At 44.1% G+C, this 24,367-nt stretch carries 19 protein-coding genes; 6 read left to right on the top strand and 13 right to left on the bottom strand.

The window, feature by feature from the left end; translation table 11 throughout:
- Positions 1 to 6 precede the first annotated feature (6 nt).
- Positions 7 to 453, top strand: coding sequence for a hypothetical protein (locus GGD38_RS27670; protein WP_375303910.1), 447 nt, complete (start codon positions 7 to 9; stop codon positions 451 to 453).
- A 365-nt stretch (positions 454 to 818) separates the two neighbouring features.
- Here the strand turns inward: GGD38_RS27670 and GGD38_RS27665 are convergent, their stop codons facing one another.
- The gene (locus GGD38_RS27665; protein WP_375303018.1) at positions 819 to 1,382 is read right to left on the bottom strand and encodes a thioredoxin family protein; all 564 of its coding nucleotides are present in this window, start codon (positions 1,380 to 1,382) and stop codon (positions 819 to 821) included.
- Positions 1,383 to 1,421: 39 nt separating this feature from the next.
- Here GGD38_RS27665 and GGD38_RS27660 point away from each other — a divergent pair, with 39 nt between their 5' ends.
- Positions 1,422 to 1,991 carry a UbiX family flavin prenyltransferase gene (locus GGD38_RS27660; RefSeq protein WP_375303019.1) on the top strand — a complete coding sequence of 190 codons (570 nt, stop codon included), beginning with the start codon at positions 1,422 to 1,424 and terminating at the stop codon, positions 1,989 to 1,991.
- Between the two features lie 124 nt (positions 1,992 to 2,115).
- On the opposite strand, the gene GGD38_RS27655 is transcribed toward GGD38_RS27660, so the two are convergent.
- Together GGD38_RS27655 and GGD38_RS27650 are read right to left on the bottom strand one after the other, a co-directional pair.
- Positions 2,116 to 2,769, bottom strand: a complete 654-nt coding sequence (locus tag GGD38_RS27655) for an outer membrane lipoprotein carrier protein LolA (RefSeq protein WP_375303020.1) — start codon at positions 2,767 to 2,769, stop codon at positions 2,116 to 2,118.
- Positions 2,770 to 2,892: 123 nt separating this feature from the next.
- A complete protein-coding gene (locus GGD38_RS27650) occupies positions 2,893 to 5,442 on the bottom strand; it encodes a DNA translocase FtsK 4TM domain-containing protein (protein WP_375303021.1) in 2,550 nt (849 codons plus the stop codon).
- A gap of 451 nt (positions 5,443 to 5,893) precedes the next feature.
- Here GGD38_RS27650 and GGD38_RS27645 point away from each other — a divergent pair, with 451 nt between their 5' ends.
- Positions 5,894 to 7,771, top strand: a complete 1,878-nt coding sequence (locus GGD38_RS27645) for a 7TM diverse intracellular signaling domain-containing protein (protein WP_375303022.1) — start codon at positions 5,894 to 5,896, stop codon at positions 7,769 to 7,771.
- 133 nt (positions 7,772 to 7,904) lie between these two features.
- Here the strand turns inward: GGD38_RS27645 and GGD38_RS27640 are convergent, their stop codons facing one another.
- Genes GGD38_RS27640 through GGD38_RS27630 form a run of 3 tightly spaced genes read right to left on the bottom strand, consistent with a single transcriptional unit; the run spans position 7,905 to position 9,992 of the window.
- The gene (locus tag GGD38_RS27640; protein ID WP_375303023.1) at positions 7,905 to 8,294 is read right to left on the bottom strand and encodes a DUF423 domain-containing protein; all 390 of its coding nucleotides are present in this window, start codon (positions 8,292 to 8,294) and stop codon (positions 7,905 to 7,907) included.
- Positions 8,287 to 8,796 (bottom strand): shikimate kinase, encoded by a 510-nt coding sequence (locus GGD38_RS27635; protein ID WP_375303024.1) that lies wholly within the window; start codon positions 8,794 to 8,796, stop codon positions 8,287 to 8,289. The genes GGD38_RS27640 and GGD38_RS27635 overlap by 8 nt, the downstream gene beginning before the upstream one ends.
- Before the next feature lie 11 nt (positions 8,797 to 8,807).
- A complete protein-coding gene (locus tag GGD38_RS27630; protein WP_375303025.1) occupies positions 8,808 to 9,992 on the bottom strand; it encodes an acyl-CoA dehydrogenase family protein in 1,185 nt (394 codons plus the stop codon).
- Positions 9,993 to 10,221: 229 nt separating this feature from the next.
- On the opposite strand from GGD38_RS27630, the gene GGD38_RS27625 reads away from it, so the two are divergent.
- The 3 genes from GGD38_RS27625 to GGD38_RS27615 are packed head-to-tail and all read left to right on the top strand — an operon-like array spanning position 10,222 to position 12,480.
- On the top strand, positions 10,222 to 10,773 hold the full coding sequence (locus tag GGD38_RS27625) for an RNA polymerase sigma factor (RefSeq protein ID WP_375303026.1): 552 nt from the start codon (positions 10,222 to 10,224) through the stop codon (positions 10,771 to 10,773).
- A gap of 2 nt (positions 10,774 to 10,775) precedes the next feature.
- Positions 10,776 to 11,405 (top strand): hypothetical protein, encoded by a 630-nt coding sequence (locus GGD38_RS27620; RefSeq protein WP_375303027.1) that lies wholly within the window; start codon positions 10,776 to 10,778, stop codon positions 11,403 to 11,405.
- On the top strand, positions 11,380 to 12,480 hold the full coding sequence (locus GGD38_RS27615; protein ID WP_375303028.1) for a hypothetical protein: 1,101 nt from the start codon (positions 11,380 to 11,382) through the stop codon (positions 12,478 to 12,480). Before GGD38_RS27620 ends, GGD38_RS27615 begins: the two co-directional genes overlap by 26 nt.
- A gap of 342 nt (positions 12,481 to 12,822) precedes the next feature.
- On the opposite strand, the gene GGD38_RS27610 is transcribed toward GGD38_RS27615, so the two are convergent.
- The 7 genes from GGD38_RS27610 to GGD38_RS27580 all read right to left on the bottom strand — a co-directional run bounded on the left by GGD38_RS27610 (position 12,823) and on the right by GGD38_RS27580 (position 24,360).
- Positions 12,823 to 14,166 carry a DUF4302 domain-containing protein gene (locus GGD38_RS27610; protein WP_375303029.1) on the bottom strand — a complete coding sequence of 448 codons (1,344 nt, stop codon included), beginning with the start codon at positions 14,164 to 14,166 and terminating at the stop codon, positions 12,823 to 12,825.
- A gap of 21 nt (positions 14,167 to 14,187) precedes the next feature.
- Positions 14,188 to 15,069, bottom strand: coding sequence for a putative zinc-binding metallopeptidase (locus GGD38_RS27605; RefSeq protein ID WP_375303030.1), 882 nt, complete (start codon positions 15,067 to 15,069; stop codon positions 14,188 to 14,190).
- Positions 15,070 to 15,120: 51 nt separating this feature from the next.
- Positions 15,121 to 16,602 carry a RagB/SusD family nutrient uptake outer membrane protein gene (locus GGD38_RS27600; RefSeq protein ID WP_375303031.1) on the bottom strand — a complete coding sequence of 494 codons (1,482 nt, stop codon included), beginning with the start codon at positions 16,600 to 16,602 and terminating at the stop codon, positions 15,121 to 15,123.
- A 67-nt stretch (positions 16,603 to 16,669) separates the two neighbouring features.
- Positions 16,670 to 20,077, bottom strand: a complete 3,408-nt coding sequence (locus GGD38_RS27595) for a SusC/RagA family TonB-linked outer membrane protein (RefSeq protein WP_375303032.1) — start codon at positions 20,075 to 20,077, stop codon at positions 16,670 to 16,672.
- A gap of 239 nt (positions 20,078 to 20,316) precedes the next feature.
- Positions 20,317 to 20,859 (bottom strand): hypothetical protein, encoded by a 543-nt coding sequence (locus GGD38_RS27590; RefSeq protein ID WP_375303033.1) that lies wholly within the window; start codon positions 20,857 to 20,859, stop codon positions 20,317 to 20,319.
- 421 nt (positions 20,860 to 21,280) lie between these two features.
- A complete protein-coding gene (locus tag GGD38_RS27585; RefSeq protein ID WP_375303034.1) occupies positions 21,281 to 23,296 on the bottom strand; it encodes an OmpA family protein in 2,016 nt (671 codons plus the stop codon).
- Between the two features lie 62 nt (positions 23,297 to 23,358).
- A complete protein-coding gene (locus GGD38_RS27580) occupies positions 23,359 to 24,360 on the bottom strand; it encodes a PorP/SprF family type IX secretion system membrane protein (protein ID WP_375303035.1) in 1,002 nt (333 codons plus the stop codon).
- Positions 24,361 to 24,367: the final 7 nt, after the last annotated feature.

Genomic DNA, 24,367 nt, shown 5'->3' with positions numbered 1-24,367 from the left:
ATATCTATGAAAGCGGTCTGTGTGCTGACCTTCCTTGTTTTGCTGTTTACAGCTAACAGGGCAAACGCACAAAGAAAAAGACTCCCCGACAGCGTAAACGTTCAAATACGTTTGCATCCACGGAAAGCCAGTAATCCGCGGGTTGATTCTGTATTGGTGATCTTCGACCGCTATGATCATACCGGTGCCGGTGTTATAAAAAGTATTTATTACCCCAAGGATAATCAATTCACCATTTCAGGTGTGCCTGAAGGTCGCTACTACATCAGCATCTACTGCATGGGTTTTTACAGCGATGTATTTAATGACCAAATGTTCATCAGCAAAAGGCACAGCAACGATCTCAGGTATAAACTAGGTCCATCAGATGAGTTTGTGCCAAACACCTTTTTACCAGCTATTGAAATTGACTTCACTAATCTTGCTATTACCAATATCAAATCATTCAGGTAGGATTTGAAGGAAAAGAATTTGCAGATAAATGCAAAAAAATAGCCTCCCGGAGGGGAGGCTGCACTAATCAAATACCATTAACCATTAAACCTTATCCTATGAAAATTCAAATATAGTGTGAATATCTCAAAGTATAGGGCGTATGATTTGCGTTTTTTGTTATAACATCATTTAATTGACTAAAGTCAATGCGAATATAAGTCAAATATAATGTGCTTTTTATTATCTGAATAATCTCTGCAGCTGTTATTACTAACATATAATTTAGTTATATTTTTTACTTTTTTCAAGCGAAGATTATTTATTTCGCCTTATTCATTGTGAAATATAACTATATAGAATACCTGTAAAGTGTTTATTATTCCCTACCAACTCGATTTAAAACTTTTCTGATAGTCATCGAATGGTACTTTGCCAAATTTGCCTTCGCCAAAGTATTTGACCAGTAATTCAAACTCACTGGGAGAAAGATAACCGGGAATGGCCTGTGGCTCGCCATTTACCGGAATAAAGACGGTAGTAGGATAACTCAATTGACCATTGGTAAGATAAATAGCAAAATCGTGGGTCTTTTGGCTGGCATTGAAATCATAGGTTTTACCACCCCAGGTAATGGTTTTACGGCCTTCGGCATCAAACTTAACCGGATAAAACTTCTGTTGCACATAACCGGCTACGTCTTTATTACCATAGGTTTTCTTATCCATCACTTTACACCAGCCACACCAATCGGTATACAGATCAATCAGCACCGGGCGCTTTTCCTTTTGCAATCCGGCTGCTGCCTCATCAACGCTCAGCCACTTCATTTTTTCTGCGGTTGCGCTTCCCTCCTGCTGAATAAGGTTACCAGCTTTTACAGCTGGCTTTTCAGCACATGAAAAAACAACAATCCAGCAAAACAAAAGCGACAATTTCAATGTTTGCATCTGTAATTTTGTTTGATAACCTAAAATTAAGTGATTTCCATGCACAAAATTGTGTTGGCCGTTACGGGCGCCAGTGGCAGTATTTATGCCAAGTTATTGATTGAAAAATTGCTGACCATTAAACAACAGTGGCAGGATGTTGGCGTGGTAATGACCGACAACGCCAAACAGGTGTGGGAAACCGAACTGGGCAATAACGACTACACCCAATACCCCGTAAAATTCTATTCTACTAAAGATTTTACAGCCCCTTTTGCCAGTGGCTCGGGCCGCTACAATAGTATGATAATTGCCCCCTGCTCAATGGGCACCCTCGGTCGTATTGCCAGCGGAGTCTCAAGCGACCTTATTTCCCGTGCTGCTGATGTTGTATTGAAGGAACGCCGTAAGCTTATTTGTGTGGTACGCGATACCCCTTACAACCTGGTGCATATTCGTAATATGGAAACGGTAACCCTGGCTGGCGGTATTATTTGTCCGGCCACGCCTTCTTTTTACAGCAGGCCGGCCACCATTGAAGAAGCTGTTGCCACGGTTACCGACCGTGTGCTTGACCTGGCGGGGCTTGATATTACTACGTACAGATGGGGTAATGAAAAAGGCGAATAAGAACTTATATTAAAGAGTTACAGGTTACAAGTTCCAGGTTGCAGGGTTTTTATACCTTGTAACATGAAACCTGTAACCTGTAACTTGTATCTTAAACGTAATATAGTATCAGGTATACAGGAAATTATCTTAAGTCTATCACTTCCACTCCTGGATATTTGGCTTTATCAAACACAAACAGGTTATCGGCCAGGTTGGCTGTACCGTTCATAGTGTTAACGGTATACACCATTACGTTGCCCGATTTATCGAGAATGCGGGTGCTGTATAATGTTTTTGCGTTTTTATCAACCAGCAGGTACACTTTGTGAAATGGCTTGGTTTTATCAACAGGCGTCATTTCAATTTCCTGCACGGTTTTACCAGCTACTTTTTTATCGCCATTCAGTTTATACAGGAAATCTTTATCATAAAAGTTGGTAAACAACTTTTGCATAGTGATGGTGTTGGCCGAGTTATCGGGTTTGGTGATGGTAACTTCGTTGGCCGATTTATCGTAGGTCCAAATGTTGGCGCCATCACAAAAAACTTCCTGACCAGTTCCAGCAATACTTACGCGATAACGTGCACCTTTCATTGAAGCGGTACCTTTTTTAGTTCCAAGCACGCCGCCTTTGCTGTCTTCATTACGGAGGGTAAAGCTGGCCTGTACAGATTTGAAGGTTTTAAACTTAGCGCTTACCGCATCCAATACTTTTTTGGCATTGGGGTCGCTTTGCTGACAAAAACCAAGAGTACTTATAAAGAGTGTAGAAATTAATGCAATTAGGCTTTTCATTATATGACTGCTTTGTGTAAAGGCCGCAAAGATATTGGTTAAACCTTTAGCGGCAATAATAAGACGCGAAATGTTAATGGAGGTTGTGCATTAAAATCACATTAACAAAACTCTAACTATCTGTTATATAATGTCTGACAGGAGGCTATCCAGGTCAGCTTCCGTTTTGATAAGTACATCGCGGGCCTTACTGCCCTGGCTGGGGCCTACGATTCCGGCGGCTTCCAGCTGGTCCATAAGGCGGCCGGCACGGTTATAACCCAGTTTCATTCTCCGCTGCAACAACGAGGTTGAGCCCATTTGGCTGTTAACGATCATGCGGGCGGCGCTTTCAAACAGCGTATCGCGGTCGTCGAGATCGAGTTCTTTGCCCTCGAATTGCTTTTCGTCCACATATTCCGGCAAAAAGAATGCCTGTGGATATCCTTCCTGGGTGCCAATGCATTCACAAATGCTGTCTACCTCGGGCGTATCAACAAAGGCACATTGCAAACGGGTAATTTCCCCATTATAGCTTATCAACATATCCCCTTTACCAATCAGCTGCTCGGCGCCGCCGGCATCGAGAATGGTACGGGAGTCGATCTTTGAAGATACTTTAAAAGCAATACGTACCGGGAAGTTGGCTTTAATGGTACCGGTGATGATATTCACCGAAGGACGCTGGGTGGCAATGATGAGGTGTATACCTACCGCACGGGCCAGCTGCGCCAACCGTGCAATTGGCATTTCCACTTCTTTACCAGCCGTCATAATAAGGTCGGCAAACTCATCCACTACCAGTACAATAAACGGTAAAAACTGGTGCCCCTTTTGCGGGTTCAGTTTTCGTTTTATAAACTTCTCGTTGTATTCGCGAATATTACGGGCGCCGGCTTCCTTCAGCAGGTCGTACCGGTTGTCCATTTCAATACACAGGGCGTTTAGTGTATGTATCACCTTTTTGGTATCGGTAATAATGGCCTCGTCTTCACCTGGTAATTTGGCCAGGAAGTGGTTTTCAATATGGCGGTACAGGCTCAACTCCACTTTCTTGGGGTCAACCAGAACAAGTTTTAGTTGGGATGGATGCTTTTTATACAACAGCGATACCAGGATGGCGTTCAAACCTACTGATTTACCCTGACCGGTAGCACCGGCCATCAGCAGGTGCGGCATGGTGGTAAGGTCTACGATAAAGTTTTCGTTATCTATCTTTTTACCAATTGCTACGGGAAGGCTGAAATTGTTGTTCTGGAATTTCTCCGACGACAACATGCTACGCATACTCACAACGGTCTTTTTCACGTTGGGCACTTCAATACCCACCGTACCCTTACCAGGTATAGGGGCAATGATACGTATACCCAAAGCCGCCAAACTAAGGGCAATGTCGTCTTCGAGGTTTTTGATACGTGAAATACGTACCCCGGCAGCCGGTACTATTTCGTATAGTGTTACGGTTGGCCCAACGGTAGCGCTTATCTTTTGAATATCGATATCGTAGTTCTTCAGGGTGTTGATGATCTGGTTCTTGTTGGTCTCCAGTTCAGCAGGGTCCTGAACAATGCGCTCGCTGCCATGCAACTCAAGCAGCTCGAGCCCCGGGAATTTATACCCACGTAACTCAGCTGAGGGATCGTAAGGCTCCTGTGATAAAACGGTTTGTACCGTTTTCTCTTCTGCCTCTTTTTCTTCAAACGGTATTTCAGGCTGGTCAACTTCGGGATACGATTTTATTTCCAGCTCCAGGTTGGGCGATGTTTTGTTGTTCTTGTTATTCTTCCCGGTTACCGGAGTTAATGGCACTTCAGGTTCTTCTTCTACCTCTTCCTCTTCCTCTACTTCTTCTTCCTCCAGCTCTTCTTCTACCGGTTCACCTTTTTCAACCAGTTGCAACTCCGGATCTTCTTCCTCAACTGGCAGCTTAGGATCTTTCTTCAAAACACCCATGCCATCTTTTAATTTATTACGGGTGTCTTTAACCACTTCGGGCTTTTCTGCATCTTTGGCAATTGTTAAAGTGGCCACGTCCTTCAATGCAGGTTCAGCTGTTTTGGGTTTGGCAGCAGGCATTTTAAACTTGGGGTTGAACCGCCAAATGATATACGCCAAACCGGCTACCAGCAATAAAAATGCAGTACCAACGCTGCCTATCATTCGCACAAACCATTCGCTGCACATGTCCCCTACTGCACCACCCCAGGCAAATGTGCTGCCACGGCCAAGATAGGAGCATACTATACTAAAGAAAACGAGGCTCACTATTACGTAACGCACGTTACGCCAGATCTTAAATACTTTGGCAGCTAGTAATGCATTTACACCTATTACAAAGAACAGGCTGCAAAACATAAAGGAGGCTAACCCAAACCCTTTATAAAAAAATAAATGTGAAATATATGCGCCAAGGTTGCCCAACAGGTTGGTGGTTTTCACATCCTCCCCAGGTAATAAAATAGCGGCACCTCTAAACACTTTATCCTGGTCTTCTTTCCAGGTGAACAGGTAAGAGGCGAAGGCGATAAATAAAAAAAGACTGAACAATAAGGCGAAGGCACCAGCAATTTTATGGGTACGTTCGTCCTTAACCAATTGTTTTACCGTAACCTGAGCTTCCTTTTCAGGTTTGAACTTTTCCGGATTTGCTGGCTTTTTCTTTTCTGCTTTGTCTGCTTTTAAGCGGTTGGCCATGAGCGCAAAGATAAGTAGTTTAGGGTATAAGGGAGAAGGTTTAACTGCCGCGTCATCGATTGCAAAATGTTAACTTTTATGGTCGTGAAACGGTCCGCCAGCTGGCGGATGAAACGTGAAAGGCCGAACGTCGAGCCTCAGAACCATTTTATCAGCAATCGGTCCAGGCAGCACCCTGTTCGAACATGTATTTTTGTAACTTGTATTTCCTGTTAACCGGTATCTGGTAACCGGTACCTGGCTTTCCCTGAAACTTGCAACCTGCAACTTGAAACGGTTTGCCTTATTTGTCGTAATTTCCAGCTTTAGAAACTAACTCTCCCCGGTACAAGACCGGGGGTAATATATGACCAGCATAAGCCATCCTCGATTTGTATCCGCTAACGCTACTTGTCGCCATCCTTTTTACAAGGTCATCAAACATACATTTTTTTGTATCCTGCTTTTAGGTTTGAGCAGCAATAGTTTTGCACAATGGCCCGATTCGAATATAGTGGACATTGCCGCCATCCGTTACCAAAAAAACATTGGTAAACAATCTCTGTTTACTTCGCAACCCAAACATCAAATACCCGATGCCGATATTTACACCTTGCCATTTAAACAGAATCCGGGTAACTTTTTGCCCCATACCCTGCCGGGCCGGTTAATTGAACAGGATTGCTTTCTGCAATTTGTGTTGAAGAACAGCCATGACACGGCCATCACTGTGTGCTATATACCCGGTTCGTTTTGTCGAACGGTGACTCTTTTTAAAGCCGACCTCAATAATATTGCCGGAACCCTTACCCGCATGCCCGACAGCCTTACTACCGATGAACGGTATGCCGGCGTAAAACAGATCACCCTGCAACCGCATGAGGTAGCTACTTATTTCTGCAAATTCAACTTTGTACGCACGAATGTAAACTCCCTTATACCCCGCATAATCAGGTACGATTACCTCGATCAATGGGCCATGATACAACGCGACAGGGATAGTATGCTCGATGTGTTCACTTATACCGTATCGGGCGTATTGTTATTCATGATCTTTTACTCACTGGCAGTATATATTCAAAGCCGTAATAAGGAATTCCTTTATTATGCAGGTTACACCTTTCTTACCTGTTCGCTTTTGTTCTTAAAATCGTACCTCAACATAAGCGCCACCGCCTTCAACTATTTTTATGAAGAGTACCTCGATTTTATGATCATGACGGGCAGCGTTGTACTGTACCAGATCTTCATGCGTAAGTTCATTAACAGTAAAGAACAATACCCGCTGCTCGATAAATTACTACGTTTCTTCAACCTGCTGCTGGTTGGCGCCAGCATCGTGTTCTCGCTTGTGTACTTTCTTACCGACAAGTACATTATGCTGAACATCATGGAAAACATTATTAAACAGTTTTTCTTCTTAACAGGGGCATTCTTTATTGTATATAGTGTAAAGAAGAAGAATCCACTGCTCAACTACCTGGCAGCAGGCAATGCAGCCCTGGTGGTTTTGGCTGTTATCTCCTACATCATCATCATTACCGGCTGGAAGATCGTTGAAAATAATATCGGTTCCATCTTTAACCGCGCCTTATTCTACTATGAAATTGGGCTGGTGCTTGAGTTAGGATTTTTTCTATCGGGTTTGGCTTATAAAAACCGGCGCGATATTATTGAAAGGGTAAAAGAACGGGAACGCCTGAAGCTGGAAAACGAACGTAAGGAATTTGATAAACAAATGGCGGTGATGGCAGCCAAACAGGAAGAGCGCAATCGTATTTCGGCCGACATGCACGACGAATTAGGTTCGGGTGTAACCGCTATAAGGCTTATGAGTGAAATTATGAAGAGCCGCCTGAAAGGCGATGTGGTGCCTGAGCTTGAAAAGATCTCCAACTCGGCAAATGAACTGCTTGGCAAAATGAACACCATCATTTGGACCATGAAAAGCAGTAACGACACCCTTGAAAGTTTGATTGCTTACATTAGAGCGCATGCAATAGAATACTTCGACAGCACCCCCATTGAATGCCAGGTACAGCTGCCGGTGCTGATACCACAGGCTGAAGTTAGTGGCGAAAAAAGAAGAAATATCTTTCTGAGTATAAAAGAAGCGCTGAACAATGCCATGAAACATTCTCAGGCTTCGCAAATACAGATCATTATTTCAACCAGCGACAAATGGTTAATGATCAAAATATGCGATAACGGAGTAGGCATCGATGCCGATAAACTGCGCCGCTTTGGCAACGGACTCAGCAATATGCGCCGAAGAATGGAAAGTATAGATGGTTCTTTTAAGATAGATTCTGGTAAGAACTGTGTTCTTACTTTTGAAGCGCCTATTTAGTTACCAGACGCCGGTTACCGGTTACCAGTTCATACCTCGCTACTATCTGTTACAGGTTGCATGTTTCAGGTTGCAGGGAAAACCAATACAGTTTTTTCAGGTTGCCAATACTTAAACTTGAAACTCTAACAGCTTATGCCCTTTTCAAAATACTCAAAAAGAGAAAGATCCAACCTACAATAAAGAATACTCCACCAATAGGAGTAATAGCTCCAATGCCGCGTAAGCCAACTGTTTTGGTAGCCTGTAATGCGGTCAATATGTATAATGAACCAGAGAAGAGTATTATACCAACAATAAAGCAGATACCTGCGTATTGCAAATTCCTGCCGGGGAAACTTCCAAACAATATAGCTACAGCTAATAATGCAAATACGTGGTAGAACTGATAGCGCACCCCGGTTTCAAAGGTAGTAACGGTTTCGGGGGGAACAATTTTCTTTAATCCATGTGCGCCAAAAGCGCCAAGCGCTACGGCCAGTGCACCCAGCAGGGCGGCCGTTTGCAAAAAACCTTTATGCATGTAAAACGGTTTGTATAAAGTCGTTCATAGATATGGCATCTTCCTTATTGATAATTACATCGGCCTGCTCATAGTACATACGGCGCTCGTTCAATTTACGAATGATGTAATGTTTAAGGTCTTCGTCGTCCAGATCTTTCAATAATGGCCGTTGCATACGCTCTTTCATCAGTCGATGCAGTAATACATCGACCTGGGTATTGAGCCATACCACCGTACCATATTTCTTCATGAATTCGATATTGTTGAAAAAGCAAGGGGTGCCGCCACCGCAGCTTAAAACCATATTGGTATTTTCATCAACAATTTTCTCCAGCACCTCTTTTTCCCTGATGCGAAAGTATTCTTCGCCCGATTCGCCAAAGATCTCGGTAATGCTTCGTTTTTCTTCCTGTACAATTACTTCATCCAGGTCGTAGAACGGTAAACTCAGCTTTTGTGCTACCTGTTTGCCCCAATGGGTTTTTCCGGAACCCATAAAACCGATCAAGAAGATCCTCATTAATTCGCAAGTTATTTAAAAGCATTGAAACCGGTAACATCCATACCAGTAATCAGCAAATGTATGTCATGTGTGCCTTCGTAGGTAATAACGCTTTCAATATTCATCATATGCCGCATAATGGAATATTCACCGGTAATACCAGCCCCACCCATTATTTGTCTTGCATCGCGGGCAATGTTGGCAGCAATTTCACAGCCATTGCGTTTAGCCATGCTTACCTGTTGCGGTGTGGCTTTTTCTTCGTTCATCAGTACACCCAGGCGCCAATTCAGCAATTGGGCCTTGGTGATCTCGGTGATCATTTCGGCCAGCTTTTTTTGCTGTAGTTGAAAACCGCCAATAGGCCTGTCGAACTGTAAGCGTTCTTTCGAATAACGCAAAGCGGTATCATAACAATCCATGGCCGCCCCGGTTACTCCCCATGCAATACCATAGCGGGCCTTGGTAAGACAACTGAGCGGTCCCTTCAGGCCTTTTACATTAGGTAGAATATTCTCTTTTGGCACTTTTACATTATCAAAAACCAGTTCGCCGGTTGCAGAAGCGCGCAAACTCCATTTGTTATGGGTAAGCGGCGCCGTGAAGCCTCTCATGCCCCGTTCCAAAATAAGACCGCGCACTTCGCCTTCCTCATCCTTGGCCCAAACAATGGCCACTTTAGCGTAAGGTGCATTACTGATCCACATTTTGGCGCCGTTCAGGACCACATGATCGCCCGCATCGGTAAAATGGGTGGTCATGCTGCCGGGGTCTGAACCATGATCGGGTTCGGTTAACCCAAAACAACCCAGCCATTCGCCATTGGCCAGCTTGGGCAGGTATTTACGACGCTGGTCTTCACTGCCATACTCGTAAATGGGGAACATTACCAACGACCCCTGTACAGAAGCGGTTGACCGAACGCCACTATCGCCACGCTCAAGTTCCTGCATCATTAAACCGTAGCTGATGTAATCGAGCCCGCCACCACCGTATTCAACCGGTATAGTAGGACCAAAACATCCCAACTCCCCCATTTGTTGAACTATTTGTTCGGGGAACTCGGCTTTTTGTGCGTATTCTTCAATGATGGGGGATATCTCTTTTTTAACGTAATTACGAACAGATTCCCTGACTAGTTTCTGTTCATCGGTCAATAATTCATCCAGTAAGAAGTAATCCGGGCTGGTATATAAATCGGTTCTGGTACCCATGACTAAACTGATTTTCTATATTAAGCTAAAGTAAGGAAAACTAATTTGCTAATGTGCTGATTTGCAAATGTGCTAATTAAAAATCACGGCGGGGTTCAAAATGTCTGTGCCAGAAGTCCTTTTATCAGCATAATTAACCATTTAACACAGTACACTTACTAAAAAACCATTCCATGCAACATGCTGGTAAAACCTATGTCTCTTTATAAAACAATCTAAACAGATCATTTTGGAGCTGACTGCAAACATCATCCGGGATGAACTGGTAGAGGGCTGTAAACGGGGCGATGCCCATTGTTTTCAGCTTTTATACCAGAAATATTCCAAAGCTATGTATAACACCAGTTTACGTATCGTAAACAATACAGCCGACGCTGAGGATGTGTTGCAGGAATCGTTCCTGGACGCTTTTCGCTCCCTTCACGATTTCCATTACCGCAGCACTTTCGGGGCCTGGCTGAAGAAGATCGTAATCAATAAATCGATCAACATTTTGCGTAAACGGCGAAATGACCTGGTTGATATGGAAAGCACCGAGCTGCAGGCGGTTACTGAAGAGGATACTGTGAATGAAGAAGAGGTGCACTACCGGGTAGAAGAGGTTAAAAAAATGATCACCCGGCTGCCCGATGGCTACCGCACCGTTTTGAGCCTGTACCTGTTAGAAGGCTACGACCATGAGGAAATATCACAGATATTGAATATTTCTCATAACACCGTACGTACCCAGTATGTACGCGCCAAACAAAAACTGCTGACTTTAATAAAACAAGGAGTTTGAATATGAGTAAAGGTTTAGAACAATTTATGCGTGACCACCGCGAGGAGTTTGACACAGATGTACCTGGTGAACATGTATGGAAAAACCTGGAACACCAACTTGCTGCCAAAGACAACAAAGAATCAAAACAAGCCGGAAATGGCAAAATTCTTAGCGTATTGAAAGTATTGCGGTGGAGTGCTGCGGCCGCCATTTTAATATTGGCAGGCATAGGCATATTCTCATTGCTGAACAAACGAGGCTTTAATAGTCCCGATTATGCCAACAACCAACCCGAAAAGGAAACACCTACAGTAAACGAGCGGTTGTTGAAAGAAATAAACCCCAATTATGCACAGGAAGTGGTGCAGTTCACTCAACTTATTGAAGACAAACAGAACGAATTAAAAGAAATAGAAAAGGAAAATCCAAACCTGTATAAAATGTTTGTTGCGGATATCAATAAACTGGACAGCTCCTACAACGCGTTGAAAAAAGAACTACCGGAGAATCCTAACCGCGAACAACTGCTTGAAGCCATGATTGAGAACCTTCGGCTGCAGACTGAGATCCTCAATCAACAATTAAGCATTATCAATCAAATAAAAGCATCAAAAAGCGCTCAACATGACACTAACTTTAAAAAAATATAGGTTACCCTTATTTATTGCCTGCCTGCTAATATCGGCGCAGGTTGTAGCCGAAGACCCGAAGGTGGAGAAGAAAAAAACTTACACCAAATCCTATAACGTAAGCAGCAACGACAAAATATCTTTCACTAACCAGTTTGGCGAATTAAAAATAAATACCTGGGATAAAAATGAAGTGAAAGCTACCATAACCATTACCGCAGAGGCCAGCACCGATGAAAAGGCCCAGGCCATTCTTGACCGCATTAGTATTGAAGATGGCAAATCAAATGATGGAGTTTATTTCAAAACAAAATTTGCCAAAGAAAAAGACAACTGGAGCCGTGGTGAAAAACAAGGATTCCATATTGACTACGAAGTATACGTTCCGGCCCGTAATCCTTTAGTTGCTCAAAACAGCTTCGGTCCCATGATCATTGGAGATTATCAGGGCGAGACAACACTAACCAGCCAGTACGGCAGCCTTACCACCGGTAAACTAAGCAATGTGAAAAAAGTTTTGATACAATATGGTAAAGGAGATATTGGCAGTATCAACAATGGCAACCTGGTGATTCAATATTCCAAAGCAACCATTGGTAGTATCAACAATGGCGACCTGACAATTCAATATTCCAAAGCAACTTTCGACAACCTCGATGGTGCAGTAAAGGCGGTGTTTGAATATTGCGATGTAGCCAGAATGCGGATAGACAACAATACCAAAACGCTTACGGTAAACAACAACTATTCGAACCTGTATCTCGATCTTAACACCAACATCTCGGCCAATTTCGATATCAATACCAATTACGGCAGCCTGCGTAATAAAACCAATATAGACATCAAAGAGAACATATCTGATGATGATAACAGGCATGGCCCACGGTTCTCCCGAAAGTATTCAGGTAAATCGGGCAATGGAAGTACCGAAATGAAAATAAAGGCCAATTATGGCGATGTAACCCTTGGCCATAACTTAAACATTAACATCAATAAAGACGATAACAGGGACAGAGATCGTGACAGGGATAGAGATAGAGACAGAGACAGGGATAAAGATAAAAACAAAGAGAAGAAAGGAACGGTGCGGATCTGATGTTTTGTTTTAGAAAAAAAGTAAGTAAGCCATGAAGTATAAATACAGGCTGTAAGATACCGATGTAAGAAGTAGGAAGTAGGAATTAAGAAGTAGGAAATGCAATTTCTAAATTCACGAATTTGCTCAGACCTCCTGAATTTCGAGAACTTCTTATTTCTTACCTCTTACTTCTTACCTCCTATTCAAACTTGCAGTCAGCAGAGTCGAGACTCTCTACAAACGGGACCTCCTGATCAACATCAGGACCCCGTTTTTGAACATAACGAAAGTGGGCCTTCCGGTTGAATCGGAAGGCCTACTTTCGTTATTGGAAACCGTGCCACGGTTAAAATATTCTCATCAGAACAACCAATACCACGTTATCCATGTTTTGGGATCGGCGATACTAACCTGATCGTAGGTATATGAACTGCTTTGCACAAAGTAATAGCCTGAAGTATTGAACATCTGGCTACGTGTAAGTGCCGCGGCTCCGGTGGCGGGCCAGGGTTCCTTAGATTTAGGATGAAGCCTGAGCTCCGTGAAGTTATTCAGGCCGGAGTTTCCCACCTTATTCTTTTTTACCACTGAACCGTTCATATTTACAAGTTCATTATCGGCCGAATCGAGGTAAAAATTTACGAGTACGTCCTGACCATCGGGATAAGCTGCATACAAAAGGGCGTAAAATTTAGCCGTATCATTCTTGAGTGCTTTGATATTATAAGCATCGTCTACACCATTTGAATGCCACCCATCAATAGATAGGTAGTAGTTGCCGCTGGTGGCGCTTTGCTGCCACCAACGTTCTGCGGCAGTAGTTACATCGGGATTAAGGGTGAGTGGTGTTGTAGCGGGGGGCACGCCGGCGATAGTGGCAGCAGTGCCGTTTACTGTTACGCTCATTACCTGTGTGCCTGCATTGAAACCAGTGATGCTAAAGCCAGGAATGGAAACGGACCCATTCACCACAGGGTCAACGAAATTTACGCCATTGGCCCAGAAGTAATACTTCCTGGTTACCGATTGTCTTGTACTGCCGGTGCCCCATGAAACCGTTACACTTTTAATTGTTGTATCAACCTGCAGTTCATATTGGGTACCGCCATAGGTAAGTCTTTTCCAGTAAAGATCGATCTTCCAGAAATTGCGAAAATTCAGCACACCGTTGGTTACCTGTTTATTTGCCCAAACAGCCTGGTCACCCGCGGAAGCTTTACTTAGCTTAAGCTTAGTGCCATTATAACGGCCGGTTAAAAGAACGCTGTCGGCCGTTGCGGTATCAATAGCAAATTCAAAATCAGATTTCAATCCCTGGCCATAGTTCCCACCATTCACCGATCCATCGGGATCACTTAGAATATGAATATAGCTGTAGGTATCAAAAATAAGACTAGGTTGTTGTAATGCTTTTAACCGGTAGCTGCTTTCCCTTAAGTTGCCAGCGGTAGCGGTGTCGAAGTCGCTGTACATTTGCACCCGGTTCTTATCGTTAAAGCTAAAATAAAACCGGTAATTGCCGCCGTCGCCGGTAACCAGGTTGGCGTTCCAGCCAGTGGTTGAAGAAGTTAATACAGCCTGGTATTGTGCCAGCGTTTCATTCAACCGCTCATCGGGCGATTTGTCAAACGCATTGTCATCGTCTTTGCGGCACGAAGCAACCAGGGTTATAGCGAGTAAAAGATATAATATGTTCTTGTTCATACTTAAGCGTATTACTGGTACTTAATTGATCAATGCGTTGATAGAGTTACGGGTACGGGTTTGCAAACTGGCGAAGTTAATACCCCATACATCCTTGAAATAGTTAACCACTATGGTTTCTTTCTGACGCAATTTGGATCTGGCTTCTGCACTTTTAATACTGTTTATAAATGCTTCATAGCGGGCTTTGCCTTCAGTAAGCATTATAGATACCATTTCAACAAAGTCTTCATCCGGCGCACTTTGAGCATATGCCGAAATAAAGCCTTTTTCATTGGCTGTTGAATCTTCAATATTGTTCCAGTTTGAGGTATAGTCGCCTACTGAAATGCGTTTAAAATCCTGGGGATACAATATTGTCTGGTGCATGATGTGTGCGAACTCGTGTTCAATGGTATGGAACATCATTTTTATATTCACCGAATCGGAAGGCACATACCCCTGCATACCTTTAACCCTGAAATCATTAAGCACGTATAACACAATACGGCGGCCACCTTCAGCAGTTCCCAGCGTAATGGTACCGTCGGTATTCCAGTTGGCGCTGCCTACCAATACAAAGAATTTCGGTATATACTTCTGCATAAAGGCTTTTCCCGCTTCAGCCACGTAGTTATCAATCCACACTTTTTTAATAGTACTCAGTACTGGTTTGATCTTTTCTTCACGGGGTGGCGTAAGGGTTTTATCAAAATCCAGTTCACCCTGATCGTATTTATATTTGGCAGTTACATTGAACGGGATGGTAAAGGTGTCTTTGATATACGTATCAATATCAGTAGCCGCCCAGGTATCACCACCCAATCCGGGTATCGAACTCACATCGCCCAGGTCGTCTTCTTTTTTACACGACGCAAATACAGCCAGCGCCAATATGAGAAGGTATATTTTATGTTTGAACATGCTCATTTATATTTATCGATTATCGTTTGTTGTTTTGCATCGATCGGTTGTTTATCGGGGGTTTAATGGCATACCCGATTGTTTTACCGATTCGGGCAACTGGAACACCCGCTTTAAATCACCATCTGGCAGCGACATGGTTTCGCCTGTGGTGGTGGTGTGCGTTATACCAATGCCATATCGAATGATATCGAACCAACGCATTCCCTCCTGCATATATTCAGCACGTTTAAAATCGAGCAATGCATACAAGGTGTTTAACCGAACATTCCCTGTTGCATAATAGTCCTGTAACTTGGCAGGGGTTATCGTATAATCGGCAATATTATAATCAACAAAACGGGTACTTGCATAGGCGTTGAGGTCAGCAATGGCCGCATTTGCATTCGAAGCATTCAAATAGATATTCGCCTCTATGCGATTGAACAGTACTTCTTCAGCAGTGAACAAAGGCACCATAACATAGGGCAGCCCAATGTTGGCATTTACCGAAGAACGAACGAAATACTCATTGATCTTTGGTAATACGATATTATTGGTACCAGCTGTATATGTTTGATACCTGAAAGCCAGCTCGGCAGAGTCATCATTTGTTCCTATAGTCATTAGTCCTTCTACCGCCAGTATTTCATCCCGTAAATCTGCACTCAGGCCGTAGCGAACCCGGTAGTAATCGCGGCCCCAATTAGAAACTGTTTCAACTAACAGCAGGTTAGCCGGTTCGGTGGCTTTCTGGTAAACAGCAAATAATTCCTGTGGTGTCATGGTGCGGTAAGTGGTATTCCAGGGACGCAGCATAGGCGTAACATCACCTGTTCCTAAAACCGCATTGGAATAGGCAAGCACACTTTTATAATCACCCTTGAACAAATAAAAGCGGCTGGCGAATGCGTTGGCTGCTGCTTTTGTAAAATGATAACGTGGTATAGTGTATTTGGTATCGTCAATAAGAGGCAAACCTGTTGTAAGATCCTTCTCGATCATATTATAAACATACTCTACCGTTTTGCGATCGTATTTTTGAAACACCACCTTTTCGGGAGTAGTTACATAAGGTATGCCCAGGTCGCTACCGGCAGTACTGGGATCATACACTTTTGAAAAGAAAGTTACAAGCATAAAGTGAGCATAAGCGCGGCATACCAATGCCTCTCCTCTTTGTGCAGCGTACAAAGTGCTATCAGGTGCGTTCCTGATGGCTTCCAGCGCCTGGTTGGCAGCAGCGATGGCTGTATAACAGGCATTCCAGTAATTCTCAGGTGAATCCTGCTGGTTATCTGTTACATCACGAAAGAAGTAAGGGTCGATATTTGTTTTTTCCTGCGTGCCCGTTCCCTTATCGGTTACGTTATCTGAAATAGATTCGGTAAAGGCCATATAATTACCCTGTGGGTAAGCCGTACCCAGCAACTGCGACACCTGCTCGGGCGTGGTAACCGATGCCCGGTTATCAGGATTCTTTTCCAGGAACTTTTTACATCCTACCGTGGTAAACAGCAGTGCGCAGGTGGTATATAATAATATTTTTTGCATGTTCGCTTTTGTTTCGAGTTACACTTTTCGGTTTTCAATGTGTTCGGCAATTGCCTGTTCCCTTTGTTTACAGTCCTACTTTCAGTGAGAACGTAAACTGTTTTTGAACGGGTGAAGCAACACCACCGGTATTGAAGAACTCAGGGTCCTGTCCTTTTAACTTTTTATCTGAATAAAGAAGCCAGGTATTGTTCGAAACGGCCTGCAACGCGAGGTTGTTCATGCCTATTTTTTTAATTATTCTGGCTGGTACCTGCCAGGTAAACGAAACGTTTTTTAAACGTATCATATCACCACTGGCTACACGTGCAGTGCTATAGTTATAATTGTTATAAGGTGTTGAACCGCTCAGCTTCGACTGTTCGAATGCACCCAGAATAGAAGGTACGTTGGTGTACTTTTCATCGCCAGGCATTGTCCAGCGATCGTAGAACTCTTTGGGCATAGCGTCAAGATCAGAGTAACTGTTCTTGAATGCAGGGTATAACCTGATCTTATTTCCGGCCTGATAAGTAAGGAAAACGCTCAGAGTAAAGTCTTTGTAGCTAAAGCTGTTCAATAAGCCACCAGTAAGTTTGGGATCAACAGGACCCTCATATACCAGGTAGCTGGTGTTTTGGTCTTGCAGGTATACGTTATTGGCTAACTTACCGGTTTCATCAACAAACTGCGGTGTGCCGGTAAAATCCTCCAGTCCTTTATAGTTAATAGAGAACAGGCTTCGTACGGGATAACCCTGTTTGTTACCACCTTCTGCAGCTACCAGGTCCCAAATGAGGGGCTCGTTGCGGGCGTTGGTGATCTTATTGGTGTTATAACCTGCGGTTACATTGGTACGCCATTTAAAGGTTTTGTTATTTACCAGTACATACCCTACCAGCAATTCCAAACCCTGCGATTCCATATCGGCATAGTTGGCTGCTTTGTAGGGCTCACCACCAACACCTGAAGTTTTAATAGTGCTTATGAGGTCGAAGCTGTTCCGATGATAAGCATCGATGCTGAAATTAAGCCGTTTGTTCAACAGCGTAGCATCTATACCTACGTTGGCTGTATACAGTTTTTCCCAGGTAAGCTCTGAGTTTTCGAGGTTAGCGAGTTGGATCACCGACTCTCTTTCGGTAAGGTAAGTTCTGTTTGTGGTAATGTTCTTCAACACAATGCTTGAGTTGGTTGCAGGTCCCATACTGGCCGTTAAACCATAGCTGCCGCGTAAGGTAAGGGCATCAACCCAGGTTACATCGGTCATAAATCCTTCCTGCTCTACGTTCCATGAACCGGCCACACTCCAGGTGGGCAACCAGCGGGCGTTGTTTGACTTACCCAGTCTGTTTGAACCATCGTAGCGGGCAGTAGCCGTTAAGTTATATCTTGAATTATAGGTGTATGTACCTGACCCGTAAAAGGCAACAAAACGATCATAATCTTTTGCCATGCCATAGTACGGGAAATTAAGCTCGATGGTTTGCTTTAAAATGCGGTAATCGATAAAAGGCGTACCACCATTTTCATACTGGTATCCGTAACCGGTATTGGAGAAATTCTGGCGATCGGCATATTTTACCTGCATACCACCCAACACACTGATGGTGTGAAGATCGTTGATTGTTTTAGTATAGTTAAGGGTATTTCTGAAATCGTAGCTCATCAGTTCATCTTCTGTGCGGTTATAAAAACCACCATACGGCAACACTACAACAGGTTCTGCATCGGGATTTTCAGGATCGGTATACAGGAACTTGTTATTCTTTCTAATGGTCGACGTTGCTGCAGAACGGTAAGCGTTGGCCATGTTCGATTGTTCGGTGATCTGATGCTCGCGGCTCGATTTCACAAAACGCAGGGCGCCTACAAATTCATACCGCAGGTCGGGCGTGATCTTGTAGTTAAGGCTACCCTGTAAACGAAGGTCAATCACTTTCAGATCCATGTAATTGTTCTCCAGTTCGGTAAGAATGTTGAACGGAGCAAAGTTGCGACGGAAATATTCGCGGTTGCCTTTTTCATCAAAAGCCGTTAAAGTGCGGCTTGAATTAAGGGCATAGCTGAATGGGTTGATGTCGAAATCGCGATCATAGCTTCCATCAACCGGGTTGCTGTTGCGCGACAGGGCGCCGGGCGCTTTTTGCTGACGTACTGAACCTACAGTAGTAAAGTCGGCACTCAGCTTATCGTTGAACTTATAGTTATTTCGGAAGTTGAGGGTATAACGGCTTACTTTATCGGCAACGGTCCAGCCGTTATCGCCAAAGTAGCTGGTAGAGAAATACGATTGGGAACGATCGGTACCAGCTGAAATACTTAATGAATGTTCCTGCAGGAAGTTATTACGGAAAAGCAGGTCGAACCAATCGGTATTGGCCTTGCCATACCTGATCAGCCAGTTCTTTTTGTCCTCGGTAAGATTTCTCAGTACAAAGGAACCGTCGGGGTTTTGTTGGTTAAGCAACTCATACATTTTGCCATACACGCCGTTATCAGCACGGTCGAGGATGTTTGGGTTGAGGCTTCCTTTTCGCTCCAGTTCAGCCAGCACCGACATTTGCTGGGCCGAGTTCATGATATTAAAGTCTCTATAATTTGGCTTCAGATAGGTACTGAAGTTGCCGATATAATTCACATTGGGTTTTCCGGCCCGGCCTTTTTTGGTAGTGATAACTACTACGCCGTTCATAGCCCTGGCGCCATACAGCGCGGCGGCAGATGCATCTTTCAGGATATCGAAGCTTTCAATATCGTTGGCATTTAAACCGGCCACAGCAGAACCCAACAAAGTTGTGGGGTCGCCGCTCGATAGCTGATCATTCGAAATGTTTACGATATCTTCAAGCACCACACCGTCTACCACCCATAAAGGTTTGTTATCACCGTTAATAGAAGTAGCGCCGCGCACCCGCACTTTAGGGGCTGTACCAAAGGTGCCCGATACGTTTTGTACCGATACCCCGGCAGCGCGGCCTTCAAGCATGCGGCTAACATCAGTTTGGCCGTTCAGCTTGGCGTCATCCATTTTAACAGTGGCTGCCGCACCGGCAAATTTCTTTTTTTCGATGGTTTGGAAACCGGTAACGATCACCTCCGACAGGGCTTTGCCACCTTCAGACAGATGTACATCTAAAAACCTTTCGCCCCGGTAAATGATGGTTTGGGGTGCTTTGCCCGTGTAGGAAAAGCGGAGACTATCGCCTCTTTTGGCTGAAATAGCAAATTCACCCGAAGTATTGGTAAAGGTACCTCTGCCACTCACCAGGTTCTGTACCGACACCTGGGGCAATATGCTGCCTTCTTCTGAACCACTTACCTTACCTCTCACAAGTGAGGTGTCCTGGAAAAATCTGGTATCCTTTATATGAAATGGAGAATTAAAAGCGTAGGTAGTGATGGGCAAACAACCTGCTACAAATAACAACAACAACAGTCTTTTGCAGGTTGATTGAACAGCTTTTGCCTCAGAAGCGTTTTGTTTAAAACGCATAGCAATTAGATTTTGATTACTGAAGTAATAGGTTAACGTGTTCTGCGGTTCCTGTTACAAATGCTCATGTAACTATAACCAGCCGGGCCGATGCATTGGTATGCATAGACCCGACGGGTTATTAATAAGTCCTCTTATAGGAAATAAATACGGTAAATCTTTTCAACCGGTTTTCCCGGTAAAGAATGGTTTCTTAGGGACCAGTTTACTGATCACTCTTTCTGTTACGCATGTTACGCTTAGTCTGGAATATTGTAGAATTGCTTAACAGCATTATAATCATTCCAGTTTAAAGCGGATCTACCATTTGGTACTCTTACTCCGCCAGGAATAATTACATAACGGTATTGCCAATATTTAACGCCAGCGTCGGTGAAAGAGCTGGCATCACCAGTTGCATACAGGTTAATTTTTCCTATAGAAAAATAAAGGTTTATGTTTTCAACACCTGCAAGCGCATAATAGTCTGTAATTGGTAAAGCGAAAACAGAAGGCGTAGTTGGAGAGCCTACATTGAGGTATACTTTGACAGTACCTGAATCCAAGATAGCCTTATTTATTTTCGAAGCTGCAACTTCTGCCGTAAATGCAATTGTATCACCAGCAGTGTTTTTCACAGGGTTAAATAGAACATCCTGCCAACCGGAGAACATAACATTAGCAGTTCCGGTATCGCCTTTTGCACCATCGTCACCTTTTTTACAGCTTACATTGGTCGTAGAAAGAAAAAGAGTGAAAAACGCTACACACGTAACAGAAAGGACCGAGAAGATTTGTTTCATAAATTGTAAATTTTGATTATGTAGATGATCACTAAACCTATACGTTAAAATTCTCTTAAAGGCTGGGTCTTAATGCAATTTAAGGATTTTTAATCTGTACGGATTTAATGAATAACCTCGATGCATGGTTATCCGATAACAACGGTTTCCTTCCCGGCCGGCTGCTTTTGGGCAACCAACCCGTTCTTACACAAAATGGCCGTAATAAATTTAACGGGAAAAACCGGGATTTCAGGCGTAAAAATAAGGCCCCCGGATGATTCGGCTATGCCGAAATCCGGGGGCTTTTAATTTTAGTACTTTTCTGCCAGTCAAAATTCAAAATAGGGCAGTAATATCTGGGGGTATACCCACCTGTTCTTCTGCCTGTTCATCGGTGAAACTGTGTGTGTAGCCGATCACCGATTTACGTTTGTCTATTTTAGTTGGTGGTTTGGGTACCGTTTATGATCGGGTTACCATTGTTAACAGGGCTTCCATCATTGATCATCTTGAACACCACACGTCTGTTCTTCTCACGGGCTTCAGGAATATCCTTGCCATCTGGTGTGGTCTCTTTCTCAATTGGGCAACACTCACCAAATCCTTTTGGCGAGAGCTGTCTGGGCGATACGCCGGCATTTATCAGGTACTCAGCACAGGCATTGGCCCGGCCTTTTGACAGGAACTCATTCGATTTAACCGAGCCCAAACCGTCTGTATGCACATCTATTTCCAGCACCACGGTGGGGTTCGCTTTCAGATAGGCAGATATCAGATCAAGATAAGGATAAGACTCCTTCGCGATCTCGGTCTTTAACTCAAACACGATCTGGTAGGTAACTTCAGTCTTATTTTTAAACGGATCGGGCTTTTTTGTCAAACATAACTCCTGGGCATACACGGTATCACCTTTCGACGGGTAAGCCGTTAGCAGGCCATTCTGATAATCGTCCTGGCGGCCGCTGATCTGCAGGGCTATGCCGGCATCGGTTTGAATGGTATATCTACCGCCGGCCTGGGTTTTAATGGTGGCCACCTCATTACCACGTGGGTCTTTGGCGGTTACAATAGCACCCTCAATTGGTTGTTTGCTTTCACAATCGAGCACCACCCCGGTAAATACCTGGTGATAGTTTTTGGTAACCGAAAACAGTTCAAGGCAACACAAAGAGAAACGGTCGCTGCTTATAAGGGCATCTTCGAGCAGGCCTTTCCCCCGCCCTACGAAGTAGATATCGTCTTTTTCAGAGTTTACCGGGTAACCCAGGTTAAGCGCTACCGTCCATGAACCGCTAAAATTGCCGGCAGAAGAATACAGGTCGAAACCGCCCATACCTGTTCGGCCATTAGAGGCAAAAACAAGTGATTGGCTGCCGCCATGATAAAATGGGGCTTCTTCATCGCCTGTGGTATTTACAGCCGGACCCATATTGGTTATTTGACCAGGCTTTCCGCTGCCGTCGAGCGGAGCATACCAGATATCAAAACCGCCTATCCCGTCTGAACGGTCACTGGAAAATAGCAGGTATTTTCCATCGGGCGTTACCTGGGGCTGGCGTGAATTGAATGATTGTTCGCTTAGTTTGCCGTCAATGACCACCGGCTCGCTCCATTTGTCGCCATTGCGTTCGCTCATGTAAATAGCCGACAGTTTGCGGCCATTTTTCACCATCCAGCTGGTGAAGAACATTTTTGAGCCATCGGGTGTAAAGGCCGGGGTACCCAGGTGGGTATTGCGGGGCGCAGCCACGTTTATCTTTTCTACTTTGCCAAACCCACCCTCGTTATAAGAAGCGCTGTACAGGGCATTATTAAACCCTTCGGCCCGGGTTGAGGTAAATGCCAGGGTATTGCTGTTGATCCAGCTGGCGGCATAATTGGCGCCTTCCTTATTGATATTGCTATTAAGCCTTTCGATCTTTATGCCAGTGGGACCGTTCGCCAGTTGTTGCTGAATAAATACACAGTTATCGATCTCCTGCTGGGCCGTTTTGGAGTACTGGTCGCCAACATTGTTTTCCTGCATAAATTTACTGAGCTCCTGTTGCGCAATGGGATAGTTACCATTGGCGCGCAAACAAATGCCATAGTAGTAGCGGGCAAGCGGGAACGTGCTCGAATCTTTTTTCAGCAATATTTTATACCACTGTTCGGCATGTATATAATCGTTGAGGTTGAAATAACAGTCGCCCATTTGATATAACATGGTACTGTTAAGGCCCCCCAGGTCGTTGGTATTGATGAGAGCTGCGCCCTGTTTTTGTACTACATAGGCGTTATAGCCTGCATGGGACGGTGTTTTACCACTTAAGTACTTTTCGTAATAGTGCGCTGCTGAATAATAATCGCCTTTGGCATAGAACTGCTCAGCCACCCGTTTAAAATTGGTTGCCTGCGCATTTGCAGCGGCAGCAGCCATTCCTAAACCGGCGATCATTAATATATGCTTAAACATAATGTGCTAATTTGCTAATGAGATAATGTGCTAATGAAATCCATCAACTTTAATTGTGAATCTTACAACCTCGGACAAACAAATGGCACCGCATCCTGCTTAACCGATTTGCGTCCTATGAGCGTGAGGGAGATCTCGAAGTTATTGGCATTGCCTGCAACTTTACCCAGGTCGCTCATGTTCACATCGTAGCTCACACTGATCATATAGTTCTTATAATAAACACCTGCATAAGGTGAAACAGCGTCGTTCAGGCGGTAGTTAGCACCCAGTAAGAAGTCGGTTGTTTCGTTCACCTTCATTTGGGCATAAGCGCCCAGCATTTTTTCATCAACATTACCCTGGCGCATATACAATACGTTGGGGGTTATGCTTACATCTTCGTTCAGGCTATATTTTATACCGGCATGGGCTGTTAACCGCATGGGCATTTTTTCATTTTCTTCACCGGCAAAAAAGGGATCCTGCGGTTGTGTTAAATGGTATGCCGAAATACCACCAAAGAAGTTAGCTTTTTTACCTGGCGTGCCATCAAAATATACAGCGCCAATACCGGCATCAAAAGTCATGGCCGATGTTTTGGTGAAATTTTCACCGGTTGTAACTCCTGGAAGTGGTGGTCCCATAGTTGAGCTCCACTGGCTACCCGCAGTAAATTTAGAGGGGTCGAACCGGCGATTGAGCACACCCAACGCCATACCCATTGAAATTTGGTGATAACCAAACCGTACACCGTTATATGACATGGTACCATAGCCCGTTAAAGAGCTGTAACCAATGGTGCCGGCCCGCTGGTTCATTACATTCACACCAAAACTTACATTCTTATTTGTTACAAAATCTGCCGATACACCGGGTGTGGCAAAAGCATTACTAATGCCGCCCCACTGGCTACGATACATAGCTGTAACACGGTAGTTTCCATCAATGGCTCCCGTTAATGCCGGGTTAAGCCATACCGGGTAAGCATAGTATTGCGAAAAGTGAGGATCTGTTTGTGATTTACCTGCAATTGCCGATGCCAGCATCAACAACAACAAGCCGGTTTTTATAAGATATCGCATCACAATC

The sequence above is a fragment of the Niastella sp. OAS944 genome (assembly GCA_024809215.1).
Taxonomy (GTDB): Bacteria; Bacteroidota; Bacteroidia; order Chitinophagales; family Chitinophagaceae; genus Niastella.
The sequence above is the reverse complement of the archived record's forward strand: the minus strand, read 5'-3'. Positions and strand labels throughout refer to the sequence as shown.